Genomic DNA, 19,658 nt, shown 5'->3' on the forward strand with positions numbered 1-19,658 from the left:
ATCGGGTGTTCGGCTGAACCAAGCTGGCTGTGCCTCTTTGTAGGAAGTCTACAAGCCGTTGGGACGGCCCACGGCAGCAGGTGCACGCTTGTCGGCGCCGCGCGAGCGGACGGCCCGGGTGATTCCGGCCGTGGTCCCGCCGGAGGACGCCGGCGGGGCTGCGCCGGCAGCGAGCCGTCCCACCACCAGTGCGGTCTGCAGGACGTAGGCCTCGCGCGGGATGAGGGGATCCCAACCCGTCACGTCGCAGACACGCCTCAGGCGGTAGCGGACGGTGTTGGCATGGACGAACAGCGACCTCGCCGTCGCTTCGAGTGAGTGACCGAGGGTGAGATAGGCGGAAAGGGTCTGCTCCAGCCCGTTCGACGCCGCGAGGAGCGGTCGGTAGATGCTACGCACGATGGCGCGTCGGGCGGTGTCGTCCCCGGACATCACACGTTCGGGCCAGAGGTCCTCCGAGGAGACGGGGCGGGGCGCGTCGGGCCAGGCACGAGCAGCCGTCAGACCGGCGAAGGCGGCCTGCGCCGAACTGCTGGCGGCGACGAGCGACTCCGCTTCCGGCCCGAACACCACGGCGCCGTCACCGAAGAGTTCGCTGATCCTCGGATAGGCCTTCCCCGGGTCCCGCACGCCACCGAGCACGAGGATGAGCCTGTCACCCTGAATGCCGACGAGGACATCTTCGGCGAGGCGCGCGGTGACGCGGCGGAGCTCGTTGAGGAAGCCGGCATTGGGTTCCTGCGGGGCGCTGCCCACCATCACGGTGATGCGCGCCTGCGACTTCCACCCGACGGCGGCGATGCGCGAGCGGAGTGCGTCGGAGCTCTCCCCCCGGAGGATGGCGTCGACGACGAGTGCCTCCAGTCGCGTGTCCCACGACCCCCGCGTCTCGGCTGCGCGGGCATACACATCTGCTGCGGCGAAGGCGACCTCCCGCGAGTACCTGAGGACTGCTTCCCGCAACGGCGCCTGATCGGCGGCCGGCGCCAGGAACGGCACGTGGTCCTCGACGACCTGGACCACCACCCGGATGAGTTGAAGTGCCTTCTGCAGGCTGATCGACCGCGTGAGCTCGGTAGGCGCCGTACCGAAGACATCACTGAGCACCCACGCCGGTGACACGGGCTTCTGGTACCAGTTGACGAAGGAGGCGATGCCCTTCTGAGCCACCATCCCGAGGGCGGATCGTTCGTCCGGGCGAAGACCGCGGTACCACGGGAGGTCGGCGTCGAGCTGTTTCAGGGTCGCGGTCGACAGCGACCCGATCGTGGCGCGCAGCTTCTCGACGGTCGCGGGGTCCGGGGGAGAGGTTCCTGCATTCGTCGCTCCGACGGCGCCGGGAGAGCGACCGGGAGCATCTTCGGGCTGCGGCATCCTTCGAGCATACGGTCTCGACGCCGCTGGGCTCCATTTGTGAGAAGGCTACAAAAAGGGCGACGGCGGGATGCAGCCCGAAGCTGCTTCCCGCCGTCGCCCTTCCCGGGGGCTGCGTGTTAGGAGTCGCCGCCGGCGTTGCCTGTGGTGCCGGCGGTGACGTCGAGCAGGCGGTATTTCTCGATGGCTTCCTTGGGGGCGTTGGCGTCGACCTCGCCGCGGCGGGCGAGCATTTCCAGGGCGCGGACGACGACGGAGTGGCTGTCGATCTTGAAGAACCGGCGTGCCGCTGCGCGGGTGTCGGAGAAACCGAACCCGTCAGCGCCGAGCGTGGCGAACTCGTTGGGCAGGAACTGGCGGATCTGGTCTGGAACGGCCTTCATGAAGTCCGAGACCGCGACGATCGGGCCGGTCGCGCCTTCGAGCTGCTGGGTGATGAACGGCTTGCGGGCTTCGGCGCCGGGGTTGAGGAAGGCCTCCTCCTCGGCGTCGAGGCCGTCACGGCGCAGTTCGTTCCAGGACGTGACGGACCATACGTCGGCGGACACTCCCCAGTCCTTGGCGAGGATCTTCTGCGCCTCGAGCGCCCAGGGCACTGCGACGCCGGAGGCGAGCAGCTGGGTGCGAGGCCCATCGACCTTCGCGGGCTTGAGGAGGTAGATGCCCTTGAGCAGTCCTTCGACGTCGAGTTCCTCCGGCTCCGCGGGCTGCACGAAGGGCTCGTTGTAGACGGTGATGTAGTACATGACGTTGCGGAAGGATTCGGGTTTGTCGCCGACGTCGCCGTACATGCGGTTGAGGCCGTCGCGGACGATGTGTCCGATCTCGTACCCGAAGGCCGGGTCGTAGGTGATCACCGCGGGGTTCGTGGACGCGAGGATCGGGGAGTGTCCGTCGGCGTGCTGGAGACCTTCGCCGGTGAGCGTGGTGCGTCCGGCGGTGGCCCCGATGATGAAGCCGCGCGCCATCTGGTCCGCGGCGGCCCAGATGGAGTCTCCGGTGCGCTGGAATCCGAACATGGAGTAGAAGACGTAGATCGGGATCAGCGGCTGTCCCTGGGTGGCGTACGCCGTTCCGGCTGCCGTGAAGGCAGCCATGGAGCCGGCCTCGTTGATGCCGGCGTGGAGGATCTGCCCCTCGACGGATTCCTTGTAGGCGAGGATCAGGTCACGGTCCACGGACAGGTAGTTCTGGCCCTTGGGGTTGTAGATCTTCGCTGTGGGGAAGAACGAGTCCATGCCGAACGTGCGGGCCTCGTCGGGGATGATCGGGGCGATCCGCTTGCCGAATTCCTTGTCCCGCATGAGGTCCTTCAGGATGCGGACGAAGGCCATGGTCGTGGCGGCCATCTGCTTGCCCGACCCGCGCTTGGCCATCTCGTACGCCTTGTCGCCCGGCAGCACGATGTCGACGTGCTTCGTGCGCCGCTCGGGTACGAACCCGCCGAGCTCGCGGCGGCGCTCGAGCATGTACTTGATCTCGGGCGAATCCGCTCCCGGGTGGTAGTACGGGGCGTTGTAGAGGTCGTCGTCGATCTGTTCGTCGGTGACGGGGATCCGCAGGTGGTCGCGGAACGCCTTGAGGTCCTCGTTGGTCAGCTTCTTCATCTGGTGGGTCGCATTGCGGCCCTCGAAGTGCGGGCCCAGGCCGTAGCCCTTGACGGTCTTGGCGAGGATGACCGTGGGCTTGCCCTTGAACTCCGTTGCGGCCTTGTACGCCGCGAAGACCTTGCGGTAGTCGTGGCCGCCGCGCTTGAGGTTCCAGATCTCCGCGTCCGTCAGGTCCTCGACCATCGCCTTCGTCGCAGGCGACTTCCCGAAGAAGTGGTCCCGGACGAATCCGCCCGACTCGGCCTTGTACGTCTGGTAGTCGCCGTCGGGCGTCTGGTTCATGATGTCGACCAGTGCGCCGTCGTCGTCCTTGGCCAGGAGCGAGTCCCACTCCCGTCCCCAGACCACCTTGATGACGTTCCAGCCGGCGCCGCGGAAGAACGCTTCGAGCTCCTGCATGATCTTGCCGTTGCCGCGGACGGGACCGTCGAGGCGCTGGAGGTTGCAGTTGATCACGAAGTTGAGATTGTCGAGGTTCTCGTTGGCCGCCAGCTGCAGCAGGCCGCGTGATTCGGGCTCGTCCATCTCGCCGTCGCCGAGGAACGCCCAGACCTGCTGGTCGGAGGTGTCCTTCATGCCGCGGTTGTGCAGGTAGCGGTTGGACTGTGCCTGGTATATGGCGTTCATGGGCCCGATGCCCATCGAAACGGTGGGGAACTCCCAGAACTTGGGCATCAGGCGGGGATGCGGATACGAGGAGAGCGCGTGGCCCTCCTTGGACTTCTCCTGCCGGAACCCGTCGAGGTCCTCCTCGGTCAGCCGGCCCTCGAGATAGGCGCGCGCGTACATCCCGGGGGAGGCATGGCCCTGGAAGAAGACCTGGTCCCCACCGCCGGGGTGGTCCTTGCCTTTGAAGAAGTGGTTGAAGCCCACCTCGTAGAGGGTTGCAGCTCCGGCATAGGTCGAGATGTGACCGCCGACGCCGATCTCGGGGCGCTGCGCACGGTGCACCATGACGGCAGCGTTCCAGCGCAGCCAGGCACGGTATTTCCGCTCGATCTCCTCATCGCCGGGGAACTCGGGCTCCTGATCCGCCGGAATCGTGTTCACGTAGTCCGTCGTCGTGACCATGGGCACGCCCACGGATTGCGCACCCGCACGCTGAAGGAGCGAGCGCATGATGTACTGCGCGCGCTCGGTGCCCTGGGTGCGGATCAGCTGGTCGAGGGATTCGATCCACTCGGCGGTCTCCTCGGGATCCCCGTCGGGCTTGCCGACCGTCAGACCGCTCAGAATATCCGCCGTACCTTGTTCTACAGCCACGCGATATCTCTCCACTTCCACAGATTATGTCTGTGTCGCTTAATGCCTGCGCACGGCTCATGGGCCCACGCAGAGTTGCATGCTGGGCCGACCGGCGTTAGCACCGCGGCCATCTATCCATTCACTCTATCGCCGCCGTGCCTCCTCTGCGTAGCGGGGGGAGGGCCGCCCGGCAGATTACGCCGAGGGCGTGCACGGACACCATGGGATGGGCGGCTGCCGCACCTCCTTGGCCGCCCGAGCGGCCAAAAGCGCCCTCCGGCTTGATGCTTGGCGTATAAAGGTGTTGGCTGGTAGCAATGTATATCTATACGAGGACACGTCAGGCGACAGTCCCGTTTTTCCAGGAGGAGCTAAGTGAGCGAGGCTGAAGCCGCCACTGCGGTCAACGTGGCAGGCAAGTTGGGTTTCAAGGATGGAGACCTTGTTCAGGAACTCGGTTACGACGACGACGTCGACTTCGACTTCCGGGAGGAACTGGAGGACGGGCTCGGAGCTGAACTGCTCACGGAGGACGACCAGGACGTCGTCGACGGTGTGATGCTCTGGTGGCGGAACGGTGACGGCGACCTCGTGGATGCTCTCGTGGACGCGCTCACCTCGCTCGGAGCCGGCGGCGTGGTGTGGCTCCTCACACCCAAGTCCGGCCGTCCCGGCTATGTCTCTCCCGCCGACGTCCAGGAGGCTGCACCGACGGCCGGACTGCACTCGACCTCCTCGGCGGGCGTGTCCAGGGAATGGTCGGCGACGCGGCTCGTCAGCCGACGGAAGCAGTAGACCGTGCCGTTGGAGATAGGGTCTGTCGCGCCGACCTTCACCCTCGCGAACCAGTTCGGGGAGACGGTCGAGAGCTCGTCCCTCGTCGGCGGTTCCGTCCTGGTGTTCTTCCCGTTCGCGTTCTCACGCGTGTGCACCGACGAGCTGGGGCAACTGCGGGACAACCTCGATCTGTTCGACGCCGCCGGCGTCACCCTCGCGGCGATTTCCGTCGACCACAAGTACACGCTGCGTGCCTTCGCGGACGCGAACGATATCTCCTTCGACCTCCTGGCCGACTTCTGGCCGCACGGCTCGGTCACCCGAACCTTCGCTGCCTTCGACGAGACCAAGGGTTATGCCGAACGCGTGAGCTATGTCCTGGATGGTGCCGGTACAGTCCGAGCCGTCGTGTCCTCCGAGCACGGACAGGGACGCCCCATCGCCGATTACTCCCGAGCACTGTCTGCGGTCGAAGCGGCGCTGTGACCCTGCAATGATCCCGGAGCGGACCTTCCGATGATCCAAGCGGGTGACGGTTCGGGCGCGCGTGAGGACCAGCCCGGACCGGAGTCCCATCCGAGGCTCGGTCTGACCGGCTTCGTCAGCGGCATGCCGACCAGGGAGCTCAAGCTGCTCGACCCGCAGGAGCGGAGACTGCTGGATCAGGCTGTCGCCCTCCTCAGCGGCCTACGGTTGGCCGTCCTCACTGGAGCGGGACTGAGCACCGACTCCGGGATCCCCGACTACCGCGGTCCGCAATCGGTGCCGCGCAGCCCCATGACCTACCAGCAGTTCGTGGGCGACGAAGCCCTGCGGCGCCGTTACTGGGCGCGTAACCACGTAGGGTGGCGGCACCTCCGCCGGGCCGACCCGAACATGGGACACGAAGCCGTGGCGCAGTTGGAGCAGCGCGGACTGCTGTCCGGCCTGATCACGCAGAATGTCGACAAGCTGCACTCCTCGGCAGGAAGCACGAACGTCATCGACCTTCACGGCACCTTCGACCTGGTGGTGTGTCTCCAGTGTTCCTCCGCGTTTCCGCGAGCCCGTATCGCCGAAATCCTGGAGGACCTGAATCCGGGCTATCTCGAGCGTGAATCCGACGCCGGTGACGTCGCACCCGATGCCGATGCCGAGGTCGACGACACGGCTGGTTTCATCGTGGCGCCGTGCCCCGTCTGCGGGGGCATGCTCAAGCCCGACTTCGTCTACTTCGGTGAGAACGTACCGAAGGACCGCGTCGCCGATGCCTACGCCATGGTGGATGCGGCTGGTGGCCTCCTCGTTGCGGGCTCCTCCCTGTCGGTGATGAGCGGCTTGAGGTTCGTCCGCCACGCCTACAAAGCGGGTAAGCCGGTGGTCATCGTCAACCGCGGCTGGACACGCGGTGACGAGTTCGCCTCGCTGAAGGTCGAAGTCGGGGTCTCCGAGGCCCTGTCCTACCTCGCCGAGCGCCTGCCTGACCTGACACAGGACTAGGTGTCGTTTCCCGCCCGTGCAAGTAGTCCCTCCCGGATGTGAGTAGGGGTTACTGGTTCAGCTCCCGCCGGTTCGCCCTATGGTCATCCCATAGGTCTCTAAGCCGGGGTGGAAAATGCGTTCTTCGATCAAGTCTCTCGCCGTAACTCTCAGTGCCGTAGCGGCCGTCGTCGTCGCGCCCCTTGCCTGCGACTTCCAGGGGCCGGGTCACACCTGGGCCTTCGGATCTGTCCAGCGCGATGTCCTGCCAGTCAGCACCCCGGGTGAGGAAGCCGGCAGCGCTACCGCATCGGTCGCACCCCAGGAGGTATTGCCGACTCCGGACACGCCCAGCCGCCATTCTGCCGGCCCGGGCACTCCCGGCCTGGTGGTTGCCGGCGCGGTGCCCGCCGGCCTGCAGAGCCCTGTTGCCGCCGTGCCGGAATCGGCATCGACATCGGGCCAAACTGCCTGGGCGACCAGTGCTGCAGCTGTTGCCGATGCGGCTACCCCCGGTTCTTCCGCGATCGACCCCTTGGTCATCCCTCCGCTCGAGCCTACGATCGACCTTCCTGTCGACCTCCCTGGAACCAGCCCGTCGACGATCGACCCGTCGGTTGGCGTGGTCACTGTCACACCAGCCCCTGTCATCGATCAGCCGCTTCCGGCCGACGTCGGTCCCGCAGCAGCCGGATCGGGTGCGGATGCCCCACAAACGGGTGGCCAGGGTGGCGGGGGAGTCGGCAGCGGAATGGGCGGCGACCTACCGCCGGAGACGCTGCCCGAGCCGTCCTACCCTCAGTGCCCCATCACAGAGGCGGGGGCCTGGTGGACGGAACCGTCGGATCCCTACACCTGCCTTCCCCCGCAGTCGATCCCCTTCCATGAACCCACTCCTCCGGGTATCCCCCCGGAGCTCCTCGAGCCGATCTTCGAGGAACCGGGCACGGGCACCGACGCCGCCGGGGTCGAAGCGCAGGAAGTGCGGCCGGCAGGGAACTGACCTGACCACGGATCAGCGCAACGAAGAAGGGAGCCCCGCAGCCGCGGAGCTCCCTTCTTCTACCTGATCAATCTGTGGGTCCTACCGGGATCGAACCGATGACATCCACGGTGTAAACGTGGCGCTCTACCAGCTGAGCTAAAGACCCTGACGCATGTGCTGCACCCTCGCCGTGTTCGGCGGATCGGGCATCATCACGAGGGTCGACTATACCGGCTCGGCGAGCGATCGCGCCAATCGGGGAAGAGCTGCGTACCGCTATTCGCCGGCGGCGAGCTGGCCGCAAGCGCCGTCGATCTCCTTGCCGCGGGTGTCGCGCAGCGTGGTCGGAATGCCGGCTGCACGCAGGCGGTTGATGAACTCCGTCGAGACACTCTTCTCGGACGCGGTCCAGATGGAGCCGGGCGTCGGGTTGAGGGGGATCGGATTGACGTGCACCCACCCGCGTCCACGCTGGTTCAGCTTCTTCGCGAGCAGATCCGCACGCCAGGCGTGGTCGTTCATGTCCTTGATCAGGGCATATTCGATGCTGACGCGGCGGCCGGTGGTCCGGTAGTAGTTGTAGGCGGCATCGAGGGCCTCGTCCACCTTCCACCGGGTGTTGACCGGGATGAGTTCGTCGCGCAGCTCGTCGTCGGGTGCGTGGAGGGACAGCGCGAAGGTGACCGGCAGGGACTCCGCAGCCAGCTTGTTGATGGCCGGCACCAGGCCCACGGTGGAGACCGTGATGTTCCGCGCCGACATGCCGAGGCCCTCGGGGGACTCATCGATGAAGCGGTGCAGGGCACCCATGACGCGCTTGTAGTTCGCCAGGGGCTCGCCCATGCCCATGAAGACGATGTTGGTGACGCGGTCGGCGTCGTGCCCGCCGTCGGTACGCAACCCGCCCAGTGCGTTCTCGGCCAGGGCGCGGTTGGCCGCTACGACCTGATCGACGATCTCCGCGGTCGACATGTTCCGGGTGAGGCCCGCCTGCCCGGTGGCGCAAAAGGGACAATTCATGCCGCAGCCGGCTTGCGAGGACACGCACAGTGTGACGCGGCCGGGATAGCGCATGAGGACGGACTCGACGAGGGCACCGTCGAAGAGCCGCCACAGGAACTTGATGGTGTCGCCGTTGTCCGTCGTCAGGCGCTTCACCTCGGTGAGCAGCGGCGGGAACATGGCACTGACCAGTTCCTCGCGGCCGGCCTTCGGGAGGTCGCTCATGGCGGCCGGATCCGTGGTGTAGTGCGAGAAATAGTGCTTGGACAGCTGCTTGGCACGGAAGCCCTGGTGTCCAAGTTCCTTCAGGCGATCCTGCCGCTCCGCAAGCGTGAGATCGGCGAGGTGGACCGGCGGCTGACTGACGCGGGGGGATTTGAACTGCAGCAGGGGCCGGCCATCGCTCGAGACGATCGGCTGTGCGCCCTCGACCTCCGGACGCACCTGCGGGCGCGCGGAAGACGGGGCGGGGGGAGCAGGGGTAAGGGTAACGTCGGACATCCTTACCATTCTTTCATGGATCGCGCCAGCGTCCCAGTCGGGAACCTGTCGGGTCGGACACGTCCCTCCTGCTGGGCCCGGAGACACAAAACGCCGTTCACACCCACCGGTGTGGCGGCGGGTGTTCAGACGGTAATAGTGTGAAAGCGACCGGTCGGCCCGCGCAGGAACGCGCCCGAGCACCGGTACATGCAGCGTCATGCATGCAGCTGACAAACGACGGAGAACACATTGAGCGCACAGATCGGCGTTACAGGCCTGGCAGTGATGGGGGCGAACCTGGCCCGGAACCTGGCCCGGAACGGTTACACCGTGGCCCTGCATAACAGGTCCATCGAGAAGACGGACACGCTGCTGCACAAGCACGGCGGGGACGGCGAGTTCATCCGCACGGAGACCCTGCAGGAGCTCGTCGACTCGCTCGAGAAGCCGCGCCGGGTGTTGATCATGGTCAAGGCGGGCAAGCCCGTGGATTCCGTGATCGACCAGCTCGCCCCGCTCCTGGAGCCCGGCGACATCGTGATCGACGGCGGGAACTCCCACTACGAGGACACGCGCCGGCGCGAAGCCGCGCTCTCCCGGCATGACCTGCACTTCGTCGGTGTCGGCGTCTCGGGCGGCGAGGAGGGAGCGCTTCTGGGCCCGTCGATCATGCCCGGCGGATCGCGGGAGTCCTACGATTCCCTCGGCCCGATGCTCGAGAAGATCTCCGCCAAGTACAACGGTGAGCCCTGCTGCCGGTGGATCGGCACCGACGGAGCCGGCCACTTCGTGAAGATGGTGCACAACGGTATCGAGTACGCGGACATGCAGGTCATCGGGGAGGCCTTCGATCTCCTGCGGTCAGGAGCCGGTATCGAGCCGGCGGACCAGGCGAAGATCTTCACGGACTGGAACTCGGGCACCCTGTCCTCCTTCCTCATCGAGATCACCGCCGAGGTCCTCGGACATACCGACGAGCGTACGGGCAAGCCCTTCGTGGACGTCGTCGTCGACGCCGCCGGGCAGAAGGGCACCGGCCGCTGGACGGTGGTGTCCGCGCTGGAACTGGGCAGTCCGACCTCGGGTATCGCCGAATCGGTGTTCGCGCGTGCGCTGTCATCGCAGCTCGAGCAGCGAGTGCTGGCCCAGGACATTCTGCAGGGTCATGAGGGGTCGGTCGATCTCCCCGAGACCTTCGTCGAGGACGTCCGGCTCGCCCTGTACGCCTCGAAGCTCGTCAGCTACGCCCAGGGCATCGACATGCTCACCGCCGCAGCCAAGGAGTACGGCTGGGAGCTCAAGCTCGACGAGATCGCCTCGCTCTGGCGCGCCGGCTGCATCATCCGCGCCGAACTCCTCGACGACATCATGAAGGCCTACGCCGAAGCGGACACCCGCCCGGCCAACCTCCTGCTCGCCCCCGCCTTCGCCGAAGCCATCGCAGGAGCCGTCCCCGCCTGGCGCCGCGTGGTCGCGACGGCCGTTCAGCTCGGCATCCCCGTGCCCGTCTTCTCGGCATCGCTGGCCTACTACGACGGCCTGCGCCGCAAGCGCCTGCCGGCAGCCCTCACCCAGGGACTACGCGACCTCTTCGGAGCGCACACCTACAACCGCGTAGACACCGAAGGCACATTCCACACCCTCTGGGGCGAGGACAAATCGGAAATCGAAGCCGTCGACACCCACTGATCGCACCCTGAACGAGGAAGCCCCCGGACGCTTGTCCGGGGGCTTCCTCGTTCAGGGTTCAGATATAGATGGCGGGGTCCACGTACTCCGCCGGATCGACCGCCGGCAGGGTCTCGCGGCGCGAGTCCCTGTGGCGGAAGGTTGCGGGGATGCCCGTGACGATCGAGTCAGGGGGGGTGTCCTTCACGACGACGGCGTTGGCACCGACCGCACTGCCCGCCCCGATGGTGATGGGGCCCAGCACTTTCGCCCCTGCGCCGATGGTGACGCGGTCACCTATGGTGGGGTGTCGCTTCACCTTCTCGAGTGACCGACCGCCGAGCGTCACGCCTTGGTAGAGCATGACGTCGTCGCCGATCTCGGCAGTACTGCCGATCACGATTCCCATGCCGTGGTCGATGAAGAAGCGTCGCCCGATCGTCGCTGCCGGATGGATCTCGACTCCGGTGAGGGCCCGCGCGAGCTGGGCGAGGGCGCGCGCCGGGAAGCGCAGTCTTTCGTTGCGCCACATACGGTGCGTGAGCCTGTGCACCCAGATGGCATGCAGTCCGGAGTACACCACGGTGTTCTCCAGGGACCCGCGGGCAGCAGGATCATGAGTACGCGCTGTCTCGAGGTCCTCGTGCAATCGTGCTAGAAAGCTCACCGGCTACCTTCACATGGGGTTGTCGTGCTGGGTTGATGGGTCAGGAGTCCCGTCGGACCCTGTTCAGCCGCGGATGTCGTCGAAGAGCACCGTGGAGATGTACCGCTCGCCGAAGTCGCAGACGATGGCCACGATGAGCTTACCGGCGTTCTCCGGACGCTTCGCAAGTTCGAGCGCCGCCCACACGATGGCGCCGGACGAGATCCCGCCGAGGATGCCCTCCTGTGTACCCAGGGCGCGGGCCACGCGCACGGAGTCCTCCACCGTCGCGTCGAGGACCTCGTCGTATGCGTCGCGGTCGAGGTTCTCCGGGATGAAGTTCGCGCCGAGGCCCTGGATCTTGTGGGGCCCGGGAGCTCCGCCGTTCAGTATCGGGGAATCAGCGGGCTCGACGGCGACGATCTGCACGCCGGGCTTGCGTTTCTTCAGGACCTGGCCGACGCCGGTGATCGTGCCGCCGGTGCCCACCCCCGCGACGAAGATGTCCACCGCGCCGTCGGTGTCCTCCCAGATCTCCTCGGCCGTCGTCGCGCGGTGGATGGCGGGATTGGCGGCGTTGGCGAACTGCTGCGCCCAGATCGCGTTCTCCGTCGTCGCGACGATGTCCTTCGCCCGATCGACGGCGCCTCGCATGCCCTCCGAGCCCGGGGTGAGGACGATCTCCGCACCATAGGCGCGCAGCATGACCCGGCGCTCGGTGGACATCGTCTCGGGCATGGTGAGGATGACCCTGTATCCGCGGGCAGCGCCCACCATCGCGAGGGCTATCCCGGTGTTGCCCGAGGTCCCTTCGACGATGGTCCCACCAGGGTGGAGGGCTCCGGCCTTCTCCGCTGCGTCGATGATGGCGACGCCGATCCGATCCTTCACGCTGTTGGCGGGGTTGTAGAACTCCAGCTTGACGGCGACCTGCGCGTCGAGCCCCTCCGTGAGGCGGTTGAGGCGCACGAGGGGGGTGCCACCGACCAACTGGGTGACGTCGTCGTAGATCTTTGCCATGCTGGGCCTGCCTGTTCAGTAATCGGGAGTATTGCGGGACGTCGCGCGCCGGACAGCAGAAAAGGAAACCGCTACCGGACGGACGGCGGTCAGCTTAACGGGTGGGGGTCGAGGCGCCTACGCGGCAAGCCACTGGGAGTAATATTTCCGGGCCTTGGCCAGCTTCGGGTTGATGATGACCTGGCAGTAGCCCTGCTCGGGATGCTTCGCGTAGTAGTCCTGGTGCCAGTCCTCAGCGACATGGAACTCCGGGAGTCGGCTGACCTCGGTCACGATCGGGTTCTTCCAGTTCTCCTGGTTCTTGGCTATGGCGTCCTCGAAGGTCGCCTTCTGCTCCGCGTCCTGGTAGTACATGACGCTGCGGTACTGCGTGCCGACGTCGTACCCCTGACGGTTCAGCGTCGTCGGGTCATGGGAGACGAAGAACATGTCGAGGATGACATCCTCGGGGACGACGGTCTCCTCGAAACTGACAGCGACGACCTCCGCGTGGCCCGTCATGCCGGAGCAGACGGAGTCGTAGTCGGGGTGCTTCGTATGGCCGCCGGTGTAGCCGGAGACGACCTCGGTTACTCCAACGGTCTTCTGGTAAAGGGCATCGAGGCACCAGAAACAGCCCCCTCCAAGCACAAAAGTCTTCATGACTAGGTCAATGCACGGCGCGCACCGAAGATTCCCGATGCGGATCAGCCTGCAGAGGAACGCACAGACTTGGAGGGGTGCGCGGGCGACGGGTATTACTGGTGTCATGGAACACAACGAGCACGACGCCGGCCTCGGACCGTCGGTACCCGGGACGAGCGGGGCAGCCCCGACCGAACCGTCGCCCACGACAACGCCGACCGTCGGTGATGTGCTCGTCGCCATTGAAGAGCTGTGGCCGGAGAGTCTCGCGGAGAGCTGGGATGCCGTCGGCCTCGTTGCCGGACGCTCGGGCAATCGTGTCGACAAGATCCTGTTCACCGTCGACCCCACGGCCGCCGTCCTGGACGAGGCGCTGGGCTGGGGGGCGACGATGATCGTCTCGCACCATCCCCTCCTCCTCAAGCCCGTATCGACGGTCGCGGCGTCCGGGTTCAAGGGCGACGCGATCCATCGCCTCATCGAGGCGGGCTGCGCTTTGGTCACGGTGCACACGAATGGCGATAGTGCGGTCGGGGGCGTGTCCGATGTGCTCGCCGATGCCCTTGGTCTCCAGGACATCGAACCGCTGACCCGGGCAGCGGAGGGCCTGCCCGAGGAGGGGATCGGACGCGTAGGGAACCTCGAGTCCGCCGTGACCCTCGGAGTCTTCGCCGAATCCGTGTTCTCGATCCTGCCGGCCGTGGCCGGCGGGGTGCGGGTCGCAGGGGACAAGGATGCACTGGTGCGCCGTATTGCCGTGTGCGGTGGCGCGGGGGACTCGCTGTTCGACCGAGTCCGCTCGAGTCGCGCGGATGTCTATGTGACGGCCGACCTGCGGCACCATCCCGCGTCGGAGGTGCGGGAAGCGGCCGGGGGAGCGACGCCGTACCTGATCGACGTGTCACACTTCGGCAGCGAGTGGCTGTGGCTCACGCCTGCGGCCGACGCCCTGGCGAACGTCCTCTCCGATCAGGGGTTCAGCACCGACATCCGCGTGAGCGGTGTCAATACCGACCCCTGGGACTTCGTCCTCACCCCCGGCCGCTGACACTCCGACGCGCGCGCTCACGGCTGCCCCGCCTGGCGCCTCGGCTGGTGCCCCGCCTGACCCCTCGAGCAGCTGACGTGGCCTAGGCTTGAGCGACGCCCACGCCCGCTCGTCGTGCGCCATCCGACCATCCTGGAGGTTTAACCGTGGCCAAGGCTGCACCCGAGGAACAACTCCGCCTGCTGGACCTGCAGGCCCTCGACTCGACCCTCAACAAGCTTGCCCGCAGGGCGACCGCCGCGCGCAGCAACCCCGAGCTCGGGGTCGTGGCGTCACGTGTGGCGGAGGTCGACGGCGAGCTGGTGCGAGCCACCACCGAACTCGGCGACCTCGAACGCGAACTGACCCGCGCGGAGGACGAGGTGCAGGCAGTCGTGACACGGCTCGAACGCGATGACAAACGACTCAACAGCGGTACGGGTACCTCTAAAGACCTGACGGCCCTGCAGCACGAAGTGGCTTCGCTCACGAAGCGGCGTTCAGACCTCGAGGACGTGGAGCTCGACGTGATGGAGCGCGTCGAATCGGCGCGAACGGCCCGGGCCGAAGTGCAGGGTCGGACCAACGCCGTGCGCGAGGAACTGCGTGCCCTCGAAGAGGCTCGCGACTCAGAGCTCGCCGAGATCGAGGCACAGCGCGGGAAGGTGCAGGCGCAGCGCAACGAACTCGCCGCAACCTTCGATACCGCACTTCTGGCGATCTACGAGCGGATCCTCGCACGGCGCGGCGTCGGAGCAGCACGGTTGTTCCACGGCAAGTCGGAAGGCTCCGGAATGCAGCTGAGCCCCGGTGACCTGGCCGACATCTCGGGCGCCGCACCGGACGATATCGTCCTGTGCCCCGACTCGGGGTGCATCCTGATCCGCTCGAGTGACTGGGGGAACCAGCAGCCGTGACGGATCAGCAGTTGTTCGACCCCTATGAGCGCGACGACAGAAGTACGGAGGGTGCGCCCCCACGCCTCATCGTCGAGGCCGACGGCGGGTCCCGAGGTAACCCCGGGCACGCCGGCTACGGAGCGCTCGTGCGCGATCCCGACACAGGACGGATCCTGATGGAGAAGGCCGCCTATATCGGCAAGGCCTCCAACAACGTCGCGGAGTACTCGGGCCTGGTGTCCGGACTGGAGTTGGCGCGGGACATCAACCCGACGGCGTCCGTACACGTCAAGATGGACTCCAAGCTGGTCGTCGAGCAGATGTCCGGCCGGTGGCAGATCAAGCACGCGGACATGCGCGTCCTCGCAGCGAAGGCGCGGAAGGTCCTCGATCCGCGGCGCGTGACCTACGAATGGATACCGCGTGAGCGCAACAAGGATGCCGACCGCCTGTCGAACGAGGGGATGGATGCAGGCATGGCGGGGGTGGAATGGAAGCCGCGACGTGCCGCCGAGCCGCAGCAGGAATCTGTGGCGCCCCCCGACGCGCCCCGTCCCGCAGGCAGGCTCCACCACGTCGAGGTGTGGACGAAGGACCTGAAGCGGGCTGACGCAAGCCTCGGCTGGTTGCTCGAGCGTTTGGGCTTTCCCCGCAGGGAAGCCTGGGACACCGGGACCAGCTTCGGCTCGGACCAATTCTACGTAGTTCTGGAAAGCGGCCCCGATGTCGCCGACAGTGCCCACGATCGTCGTCGCCCCGGTGTCAACCACCTCGCCTTCAGCGCCGGTTCCCGTGCCGACGTCGATCTGCTGACACGCCGCGCTGCAAGCCACGGCTGGTCGGTGCTGTTCCCGGATCGCCATCCCTTCGCCGGAGGCCCCGACCACTACGCCGCCTACCTGGAGAATGAAGAGGGGTTCGAGGTGGAACTGGTCGCCGACTGACAGTCCGTGTTCCGCGGCCGTCAAGCGGCCTCAGTCGGTCGTCAGTCGGCCTCGGTCGGTGGTCAGTCGAGCAGGATATTGAGCTGGGCGGGCTTCCTGCTCGTTGCAGGCTCCAGCTCCGCGGCCCATTTCTCATGCGTTGCGCGAAGCAGGGCAGCAGGAGTCGAGGGTGCCGACCCGCGCCGGGTGAGGAGGTGCCGGGCCAGTTCGCCCCGCGTGTGCTTGGCGAAATGCGAGACGACAGTCCGCTTTCCACCGCGGAACTGGAACACATTGACAGCGGCGGTCTGCTGCGGCGGCGGAGCCCAGGCTGCGGTGTATGTACTGGAGCGGCAGTCGACGACCAGCTTTGACCCGGCGTGCTCGAGCAGCGGAGCCGAGAGGTGCTTCCTCCAGTAGGCGGCGAGGCGGCCCATGCCGGGAAGATCGACCGACATCGACAGGCGGTAGGCCGGAATACGGTCACCGAAACCGAGGGCCCCCCACAGGCCTGACACGACGACGCACTGCTCCCTCGCCTTCTTCTTCTGCACCGGGGTCATGCGTGCGTAACCGAGGGCGTCGTGAAGGACTCCGGAGTACACGTCGTGGGCGGGGGCGGCTGGTGCCTCATCGAGGACCAGGTTCCGCCGTACGTCCTCGGAGAGCGACGCACCGACCCCGAGGAGAGCGTGGGCGTCAGCTGTCCCGCTCGCGGTCCTCAGCGCGTCGAGCACGCTCCTCCTTGCCTCATTCAGAACGGGAAAGTGCAGTTCCTGCAGGATGAACGGCTCGCCCTTGCGGGCGGCGGACTTGCCTTCTGAGGGAGGGAGCAGGATCAGCACCAATCAACTGTATCCAACTCCGTCGACAGTCCCGCGCGACATCGCCCGGAGGCAAAGCGTCCTCCACCCATGGGGCCGGACAGGACAGAACACCGCCTAGAATGGACGACGGATGGGTCGACCAGGCGGCCGCGTTGGACGGTGCGCGAGCACCCGCTCCACCGAGGAACGTCCGGGCTCCGCAGGGCAGGGTGGTGGGTAACGCCCACTCGGGGTAACCCGCAGGCCAGTGCCACAGAAAAGAGACCGCTCCTTCGCAGGCTTCGGCATGCAGGGGAGTAAGGGTGAAAAGGCGGTGTAAGAGACCACCAGCGTGCCGGGTGACCGGCACGGCTCGGTAAACCCCACCCGGAGCAAGGCCAGACAGTGCGCGATCGAGGGCTGCCCGCCCGAGTGCACGGGTAGGCCGCTGGAGGGCGTCGGCAACGGCGTTCGTAGATGGATGGCCGCCACTCGCGCGACGGCAACGGCGTGCGATGACAGAACCCGGCGTATCGGTCGACCCATCCCTCGACCGGCCTAGTAGGACGCTGATTACGGCGTTTCTCCCGGAAACGCTGGCAACTTCCCCGTCTGCTGATGGGCGGAATTGACCGGTAGCGGTGGGAAGTGGATCACCCAGATCTCACCCTGATCCTCTCCGTAATCCGCACGGCCCGAGCTGTCGATGTCCCCGGACGTACCCCGTGGGGAGGTCCGCCGGCTGGCAGGTCGCCTGACGTCGCGAGGACGTATATCTGCGACTGGGAGAGCGCCAACTCCTCAGCGACATCAGTCAGGGTCATGAAGCGGGGCTGGTGGTCAGGGTGACGAATCCTCGTGGGACTTCAGGTGAGGACAGGAGCACTTTCAGGATGGTCGTCAGTGCTCCCGGCCGAGGTCGCTCAGGGCTGGCCGAGCTGCGGCCCGAATTTGCCGGCGAGCAAAGGAGCAGCGTGCTCGTTGAACATCCAGAGGAGTTTGTGTCGCTTACCGTCTGTCATCGCAACATTCAGCCGCGATGTGCTGAGTCCCAGCCGTAGATCTACGTTCGCGATGTGCTTGAGGGGCAGCATGAGAGTGCGCTGCGGATGAGCCGCGATCTGTCGCTCCCATTGATCCGCATCGACGTCCATCGAGGCGCCTGGCTTGAGCCGATTCTCACCGAATTTCCTGTCAGCTGCTTCGACGGCTTTCGGAGCGAGGATGCCCCCTGCCACCATGGCCCCACCCATTGCTCCGCCGAGTGCAGCGGAACGCAGCGTGAGTCCGCGACGACCGATTCTGACGAGGTGATCTGGAGTGAGCCACAGTTCGCCGTGGCCCCAATTCATCCATCCGGTGGTGCATGAGTCCGAGAGGAGGGAAACGTTCATGACGGCGTGCCGCCTGTGGCATCTGTAGGCACAGCAGAAGTGTCGAACATGGTTCCCCCAAGGTTGGTCTCATGTACTGAGAGTCACCGTAATGCTAGACGCGAGTCACTGATGGGTGCTCAGTCGCGCCGTGTCAGCTCACGTTTCTAGGATGTCACTGCTGGCACATACGCTTCCGGTTCTGGGTCAGAACAAGCGGTATGCCGAGCATTACGGCCGCTTGATCTGGTTCCTTGAGCCCCACATCGATGCATGGAGAGCGGACTGGGTATGGTGCAACGCCGTGACATCCGCAGCCCAGCCCTGATCTACTCTGGGCGAATGGATATAGGACGGCCGAAATGGGCGGCGATCTGCTTCATCGTCGGTGCTTCCATGATTGCCTGCACACTCGCAGCATGGCGTCTTGGTTGGGGCGCGAATGGCAGCGGTGAGGCCCCGGATCTATGGCTCGCCGCATTGTTCTTCGGCGGGGCTGCGCTGCTGCTGGTCGTTCTTGTTCAGAAATTGGTTTCGGCGTTCAGATCGAAGAGCGACTAGCCGTCGCGGTTCGGCCTCTTTACTTCCACCTGCCGGCGCCGGACGACGTTCCTGTTCACCCAAACCTCACGGGCATCGAGTATTCGACCCACTCGCAGAGGACCATGCTGTTCGTCCAGTCCATTGCAATGCCCTTTACCGTCTGCGAGTGGCCGTCAGAATAGACCAAATCACACCAGCTGGGCGAGGAGTTTCGCTCCGTCGCCGTGACACCCTCTGTGGGTTCGGGGAGGCCGATGGGTGGAAGGAACTTGTCCTGGAAGGTGGGATGCCGTGCCGGTCTGGGCGGGGTTCGCGTTCCATCCCCGCCACCGGAGCGGCCACCCACGACACGACAATCGCTACACTTCGAAAATGGATGCCCTTAGGAACTATGTCGACGACTATCTCCAGCGAACGGATCCGAATCAAAGGCTCGAGCATCAGGGCCTGGCGTTCCTCGTGCTTGGTGGAGCCTGCATCTTGGTGGTGCTGGCACTCATGCTCCGCTAGCTCGCACGAGGCAGTAGAGCTCTACCTGATGAAGGGTCGGGGCTCTACTGCACGACGCCGGTCCTGAGGTCAGCGAGAACTCCTGCAGTCACCGCGAGCAGCGTCAGTGCACCTCACCGACCTGGTCGCCCCAGCTGGGCGCGGCGGGCCGGCCAGTCAGGGCGTCGAGGACCTTCCGCGCCGTCCTCATGTAATCGCGGACGTCGAACTCGTCCCCACGGCTGTAGATCCTGCCGAGCGTGAAGGCGATGCGCTCAACCGTCTCGTCGTCCACCTTCACCCGGTGAATGCCGTGCTGGGCGTCGATGGCATCCGCGGCGGTGATGGCTGCGGTTATGCGGTCGAGCGTGTTTGCGTCGGAGGCGCCAGTGAACGCGTCGAGAGCTGGGATTACCCTCGCATCGAGGGGTGCTCGCTCGGTAGGGAGTTCGATGGTCATCGGACTACCTTACGTTCGTGGCTGGCGGCGACGAGATCCTGTCGCTCCGTGTCGGCTGACACGCAGTGACGAAAGTGCCCCGCACTCCGAAGAGAACGGGGAATCACTGCACTGAGCCGAATTCATGCAAGGCAGGATCACTCGCAGGGGGGATCATCGAAGCAGTACGCTGGCTCTCCGCTAAGGAAAAACGAGGCGCAGGCCAGTGCTGATCGCCGGGGGCATGTCACCGGTGGCTGTCGCGCA

General features: G+C 66.0%; 19 protein-coding genes, 1 tRNA gene and 1 other RNA gene. 11 read left to right on the plus strand and 10 right to left on the minus strand.

Annotation, left to right across the window (positions count from 1 at the left end):
* Positions 1-48: 48 nt before the first annotated feature.
* Positions 49-1,374, minus strand: coding sequence for a PucR family transcriptional regulator (locus tag RCH21_RS02540; protein WP_326963065.1), 1,326 nt, complete (start codon positions 1,372-1,374; stop codon positions 49-51).
* A 119-nt stretch (positions 1,375-1,493) separates the two neighbouring features.
* On the minus strand, positions 1,494-4,247 hold the full coding sequence (aceE, locus tag RCH21_RS02545; RefSeq protein ID WP_326963066.1) for a pyruvate dehydrogenase (acetyl-transferring), homodimeric type: 2,754 nt from the start codon (positions 4,245-4,247) through the stop codon (positions 1,494-1,496).
* Between the two features lie 357 nt (positions 4,248-4,604).
* Here aceE and RCH21_RS02550 point away from each other — a divergent pair, with 357 nt between their 5' ends.
* The 4 genes from RCH21_RS02550 (at position 4,605) to RCH21_RS02565 (ending at position 7,467) form a co-directional block, all read left to right on the plus strand.
* Positions 4,605-5,024 (plus strand): DUF3052 domain-containing protein, encoded by a 420-nt coding sequence (locus RCH21_RS02550; RefSeq protein ID WP_120147807.1) that lies wholly within the window; start codon positions 4,605-4,607, stop codon positions 5,022-5,024.
* A 3-nt stretch (positions 5,025-5,027) separates the two neighbouring features.
* On the plus strand, positions 5,028-5,492 hold the full coding sequence (locus RCH21_RS02555) for a redoxin domain-containing protein (RefSeq protein ID WP_326963067.1): 465 nt from the start codon (positions 5,028-5,030) through the stop codon (positions 5,490-5,492).
* A 123-nt stretch (positions 5,493-5,615) separates the two neighbouring features.
* Positions 5,616-6,485, plus strand: a complete 870-nt coding sequence (locus RCH21_RS02560) for an NAD-dependent protein deacetylase (protein ID WP_442784658.1) — start codon at positions 5,616-5,618, stop codon at positions 6,483-6,485.
* A 115-nt stretch (positions 6,486-6,600) separates the two neighbouring features.
* A complete protein-coding gene (locus RCH21_RS02565; RefSeq protein WP_326963069.1) occupies positions 6,601-7,467 on the plus strand; it encodes a hypothetical protein in 867 nt (288 codons plus the stop codon).
* A 75-nt stretch (positions 7,468-7,542) separates the two neighbouring features.
* Here RCH21_RS02565 and RCH21_RS02570 read toward each other — a convergent pair.
* Both RCH21_RS02570 and rlmN read right to left on the minus strand, forming a co-directional pair.
* A tRNA-Val gene (locus tag RCH21_RS02570) sits at positions 7,543-7,615 on the minus strand.
* 110 nt (positions 7,616-7,725) lie between these two features.
* Positions 7,726-8,952, minus strand: a complete 1,227-nt coding sequence (rlmN, locus tag RCH21_RS02575; protein WP_326963070.1) for a 23S rRNA (adenine(2503)-C(2))-methyltransferase RlmN — start codon at positions 8,950-8,952, stop codon at positions 7,726-7,728.
* 231 nt (positions 8,953-9,183) lie between these two features.
* Here rlmN and gndA point away from each other — a divergent pair, with 231 nt between their 5' ends.
* The gene (gndA, locus tag RCH21_RS02580) at positions 9,184-10,623 is read left to right on the plus strand and encodes an NADP-dependent phosphogluconate dehydrogenase (protein WP_326963071.1); all 1,440 of its coding nucleotides are present in this window, start codon (positions 9,184-9,186) and stop codon (positions 10,621-10,623) included.
* Positions 10,624-10,681: 58 nt separating this feature from the next.
* On the opposite strand, the gene epsC is transcribed toward gndA, so the two are convergent.
* The 3 genes from epsC to msrA form a co-directional block, all read right to left on the minus strand.
* Positions 10,682-11,269: a serine O-acetyltransferase EpsC gene (gene epsC, locus RCH21_RS02585; protein WP_326963072.1), complete on the minus strand. Its 588-nt coding sequence runs from the start codon at positions 11,267-11,269 to the stop codon at positions 10,682-10,684.
* A gap of 63 nt (positions 11,270-11,332) precedes the next feature.
* Positions 11,333-12,268: a cysteine synthase A gene (gene cysK / locus RCH21_RS02590; protein ID WP_120147800.1), complete on the minus strand. Its 936-nt coding sequence runs from the start codon at positions 12,266-12,268 to the stop codon at positions 11,333-11,335.
* Between the two features lie 117 nt (positions 12,269-12,385).
* Positions 12,386-12,910 (minus strand): peptide-methionine (S)-S-oxide reductase MsrA, encoded by a 525-nt coding sequence (msrA, locus tag RCH21_RS02595; RefSeq protein ID WP_326963073.1) that lies wholly within the window; start codon positions 12,908-12,910, stop codon positions 12,386-12,388.
* A 106-nt stretch (positions 12,911-13,016) separates the two neighbouring features.
* Between msrA and RCH21_RS02600 the strand changes: the two genes are divergently transcribed.
* The 3 genes from RCH21_RS02600 (at position 13,017) to RCH21_RS02610 (ending at position 15,762) form a co-directional block, all read left to right on the plus strand.
* A complete protein-coding gene (locus RCH21_RS02600) occupies positions 13,017-13,940 on the plus strand; it encodes a Nif3-like dinuclear metal center hexameric protein (protein ID WP_326963074.1) in 924 nt (307 codons plus the stop codon).
* Between the two features lie 146 nt (positions 13,941-14,086).
* Positions 14,087-14,836 carry a zinc ribbon domain-containing protein gene (locus RCH21_RS02605; protein ID WP_326963075.1) on the plus strand — a complete coding sequence of 250 codons (750 nt, stop codon included), beginning with the start codon at positions 14,087-14,089 and terminating at the stop codon, positions 14,834-14,836.
* Positions 14,833-15,762 (plus strand): reverse transcriptase-like protein, encoded by a 930-nt coding sequence (locus RCH21_RS02610; protein ID WP_326963076.1) that lies wholly within the window; start codon positions 14,833-14,835, stop codon positions 15,760-15,762. Before RCH21_RS02605 ends, RCH21_RS02610 begins: the two co-directional genes overlap by 4 nt.
* 62 nt (positions 15,763-15,824) lie before the next feature.
* Here the strand turns inward: RCH21_RS02610 and RCH21_RS02615 are convergent, their stop codons facing one another.
* The gene (locus RCH21_RS02615; RefSeq protein WP_326963077.1) at positions 15,825-16,586 is read right to left on the minus strand and encodes a YaaA family protein; all 762 of its coding nucleotides are present in this window, start codon (positions 16,584-16,586) and stop codon (positions 15,825-15,827) included.
* A 113-nt stretch (positions 16,587-16,699) separates the two neighbouring features.
* Here RCH21_RS02615 and rnpB point away from each other — a divergent pair.
* An RNA gene (rnpB, locus tag RCH21_RS02620) (RNase P RNA component class A) lies at positions 16,700-17,096 on the plus strand.
* A gap of 374 nt (positions 17,097-17,470) precedes the next feature.
* Here the strand turns inward: rnpB and RCH21_RS02625 are convergent.
* Positions 17,471-17,941, minus strand: a complete 471-nt coding sequence (locus RCH21_RS02625) for a hypothetical protein (RefSeq protein ID WP_326963078.1) — start codon at positions 17,939-17,941, stop codon at positions 17,471-17,473.
* A gap of 252 nt (positions 17,942-18,193) precedes the next feature.
* Between RCH21_RS02625 and RCH21_RS02630 the strand changes: the two genes are divergently transcribed.
* Both RCH21_RS02630 and RCH21_RS02635 read left to right on the plus strand, forming a co-directional pair.
* Complete coding sequence (locus RCH21_RS02630) at positions 18,194-18,481, plus strand: hypothetical protein (RefSeq protein WP_326963079.1); 288 nt, start codon at positions 18,194-18,196, stop codon at positions 18,479-18,481.
* A gap of 354 nt (positions 18,482-18,835) precedes the next feature.
* Complete coding sequence (locus tag RCH21_RS02635) at positions 18,836-18,973, plus strand: hypothetical protein (RefSeq protein ID WP_326963080.1); 138 nt, start codon at positions 18,836-18,838, stop codon at positions 18,971-18,973.
* Between the two features lie 103 nt (positions 18,974-19,076).
* On the opposite strand, the gene RCH21_RS02640 is transcribed toward RCH21_RS02635, so the two are convergent.
* The gene (locus RCH21_RS02640) at positions 19,077-19,412 is read right to left on the minus strand and encodes a hypothetical protein (RefSeq protein WP_326963081.1); all 336 of its coding nucleotides are present in this window, start codon (positions 19,410-19,412) and stop codon (positions 19,077-19,079) included.
* Between the last annotated feature and the right edge of the window lie 246 nt (positions 19,413-19,658).

It is taken from the genome of Arthrobacter sp. PL16, from assembly GCF_035985055.1.
In the GTDB taxonomy this organism is placed as follows: Bacteria; Actinomycetota; Actinomycetes; order Actinomycetales; family Micrococcaceae; genus Arthrobacter_D; species Arthrobacter_D cheniae.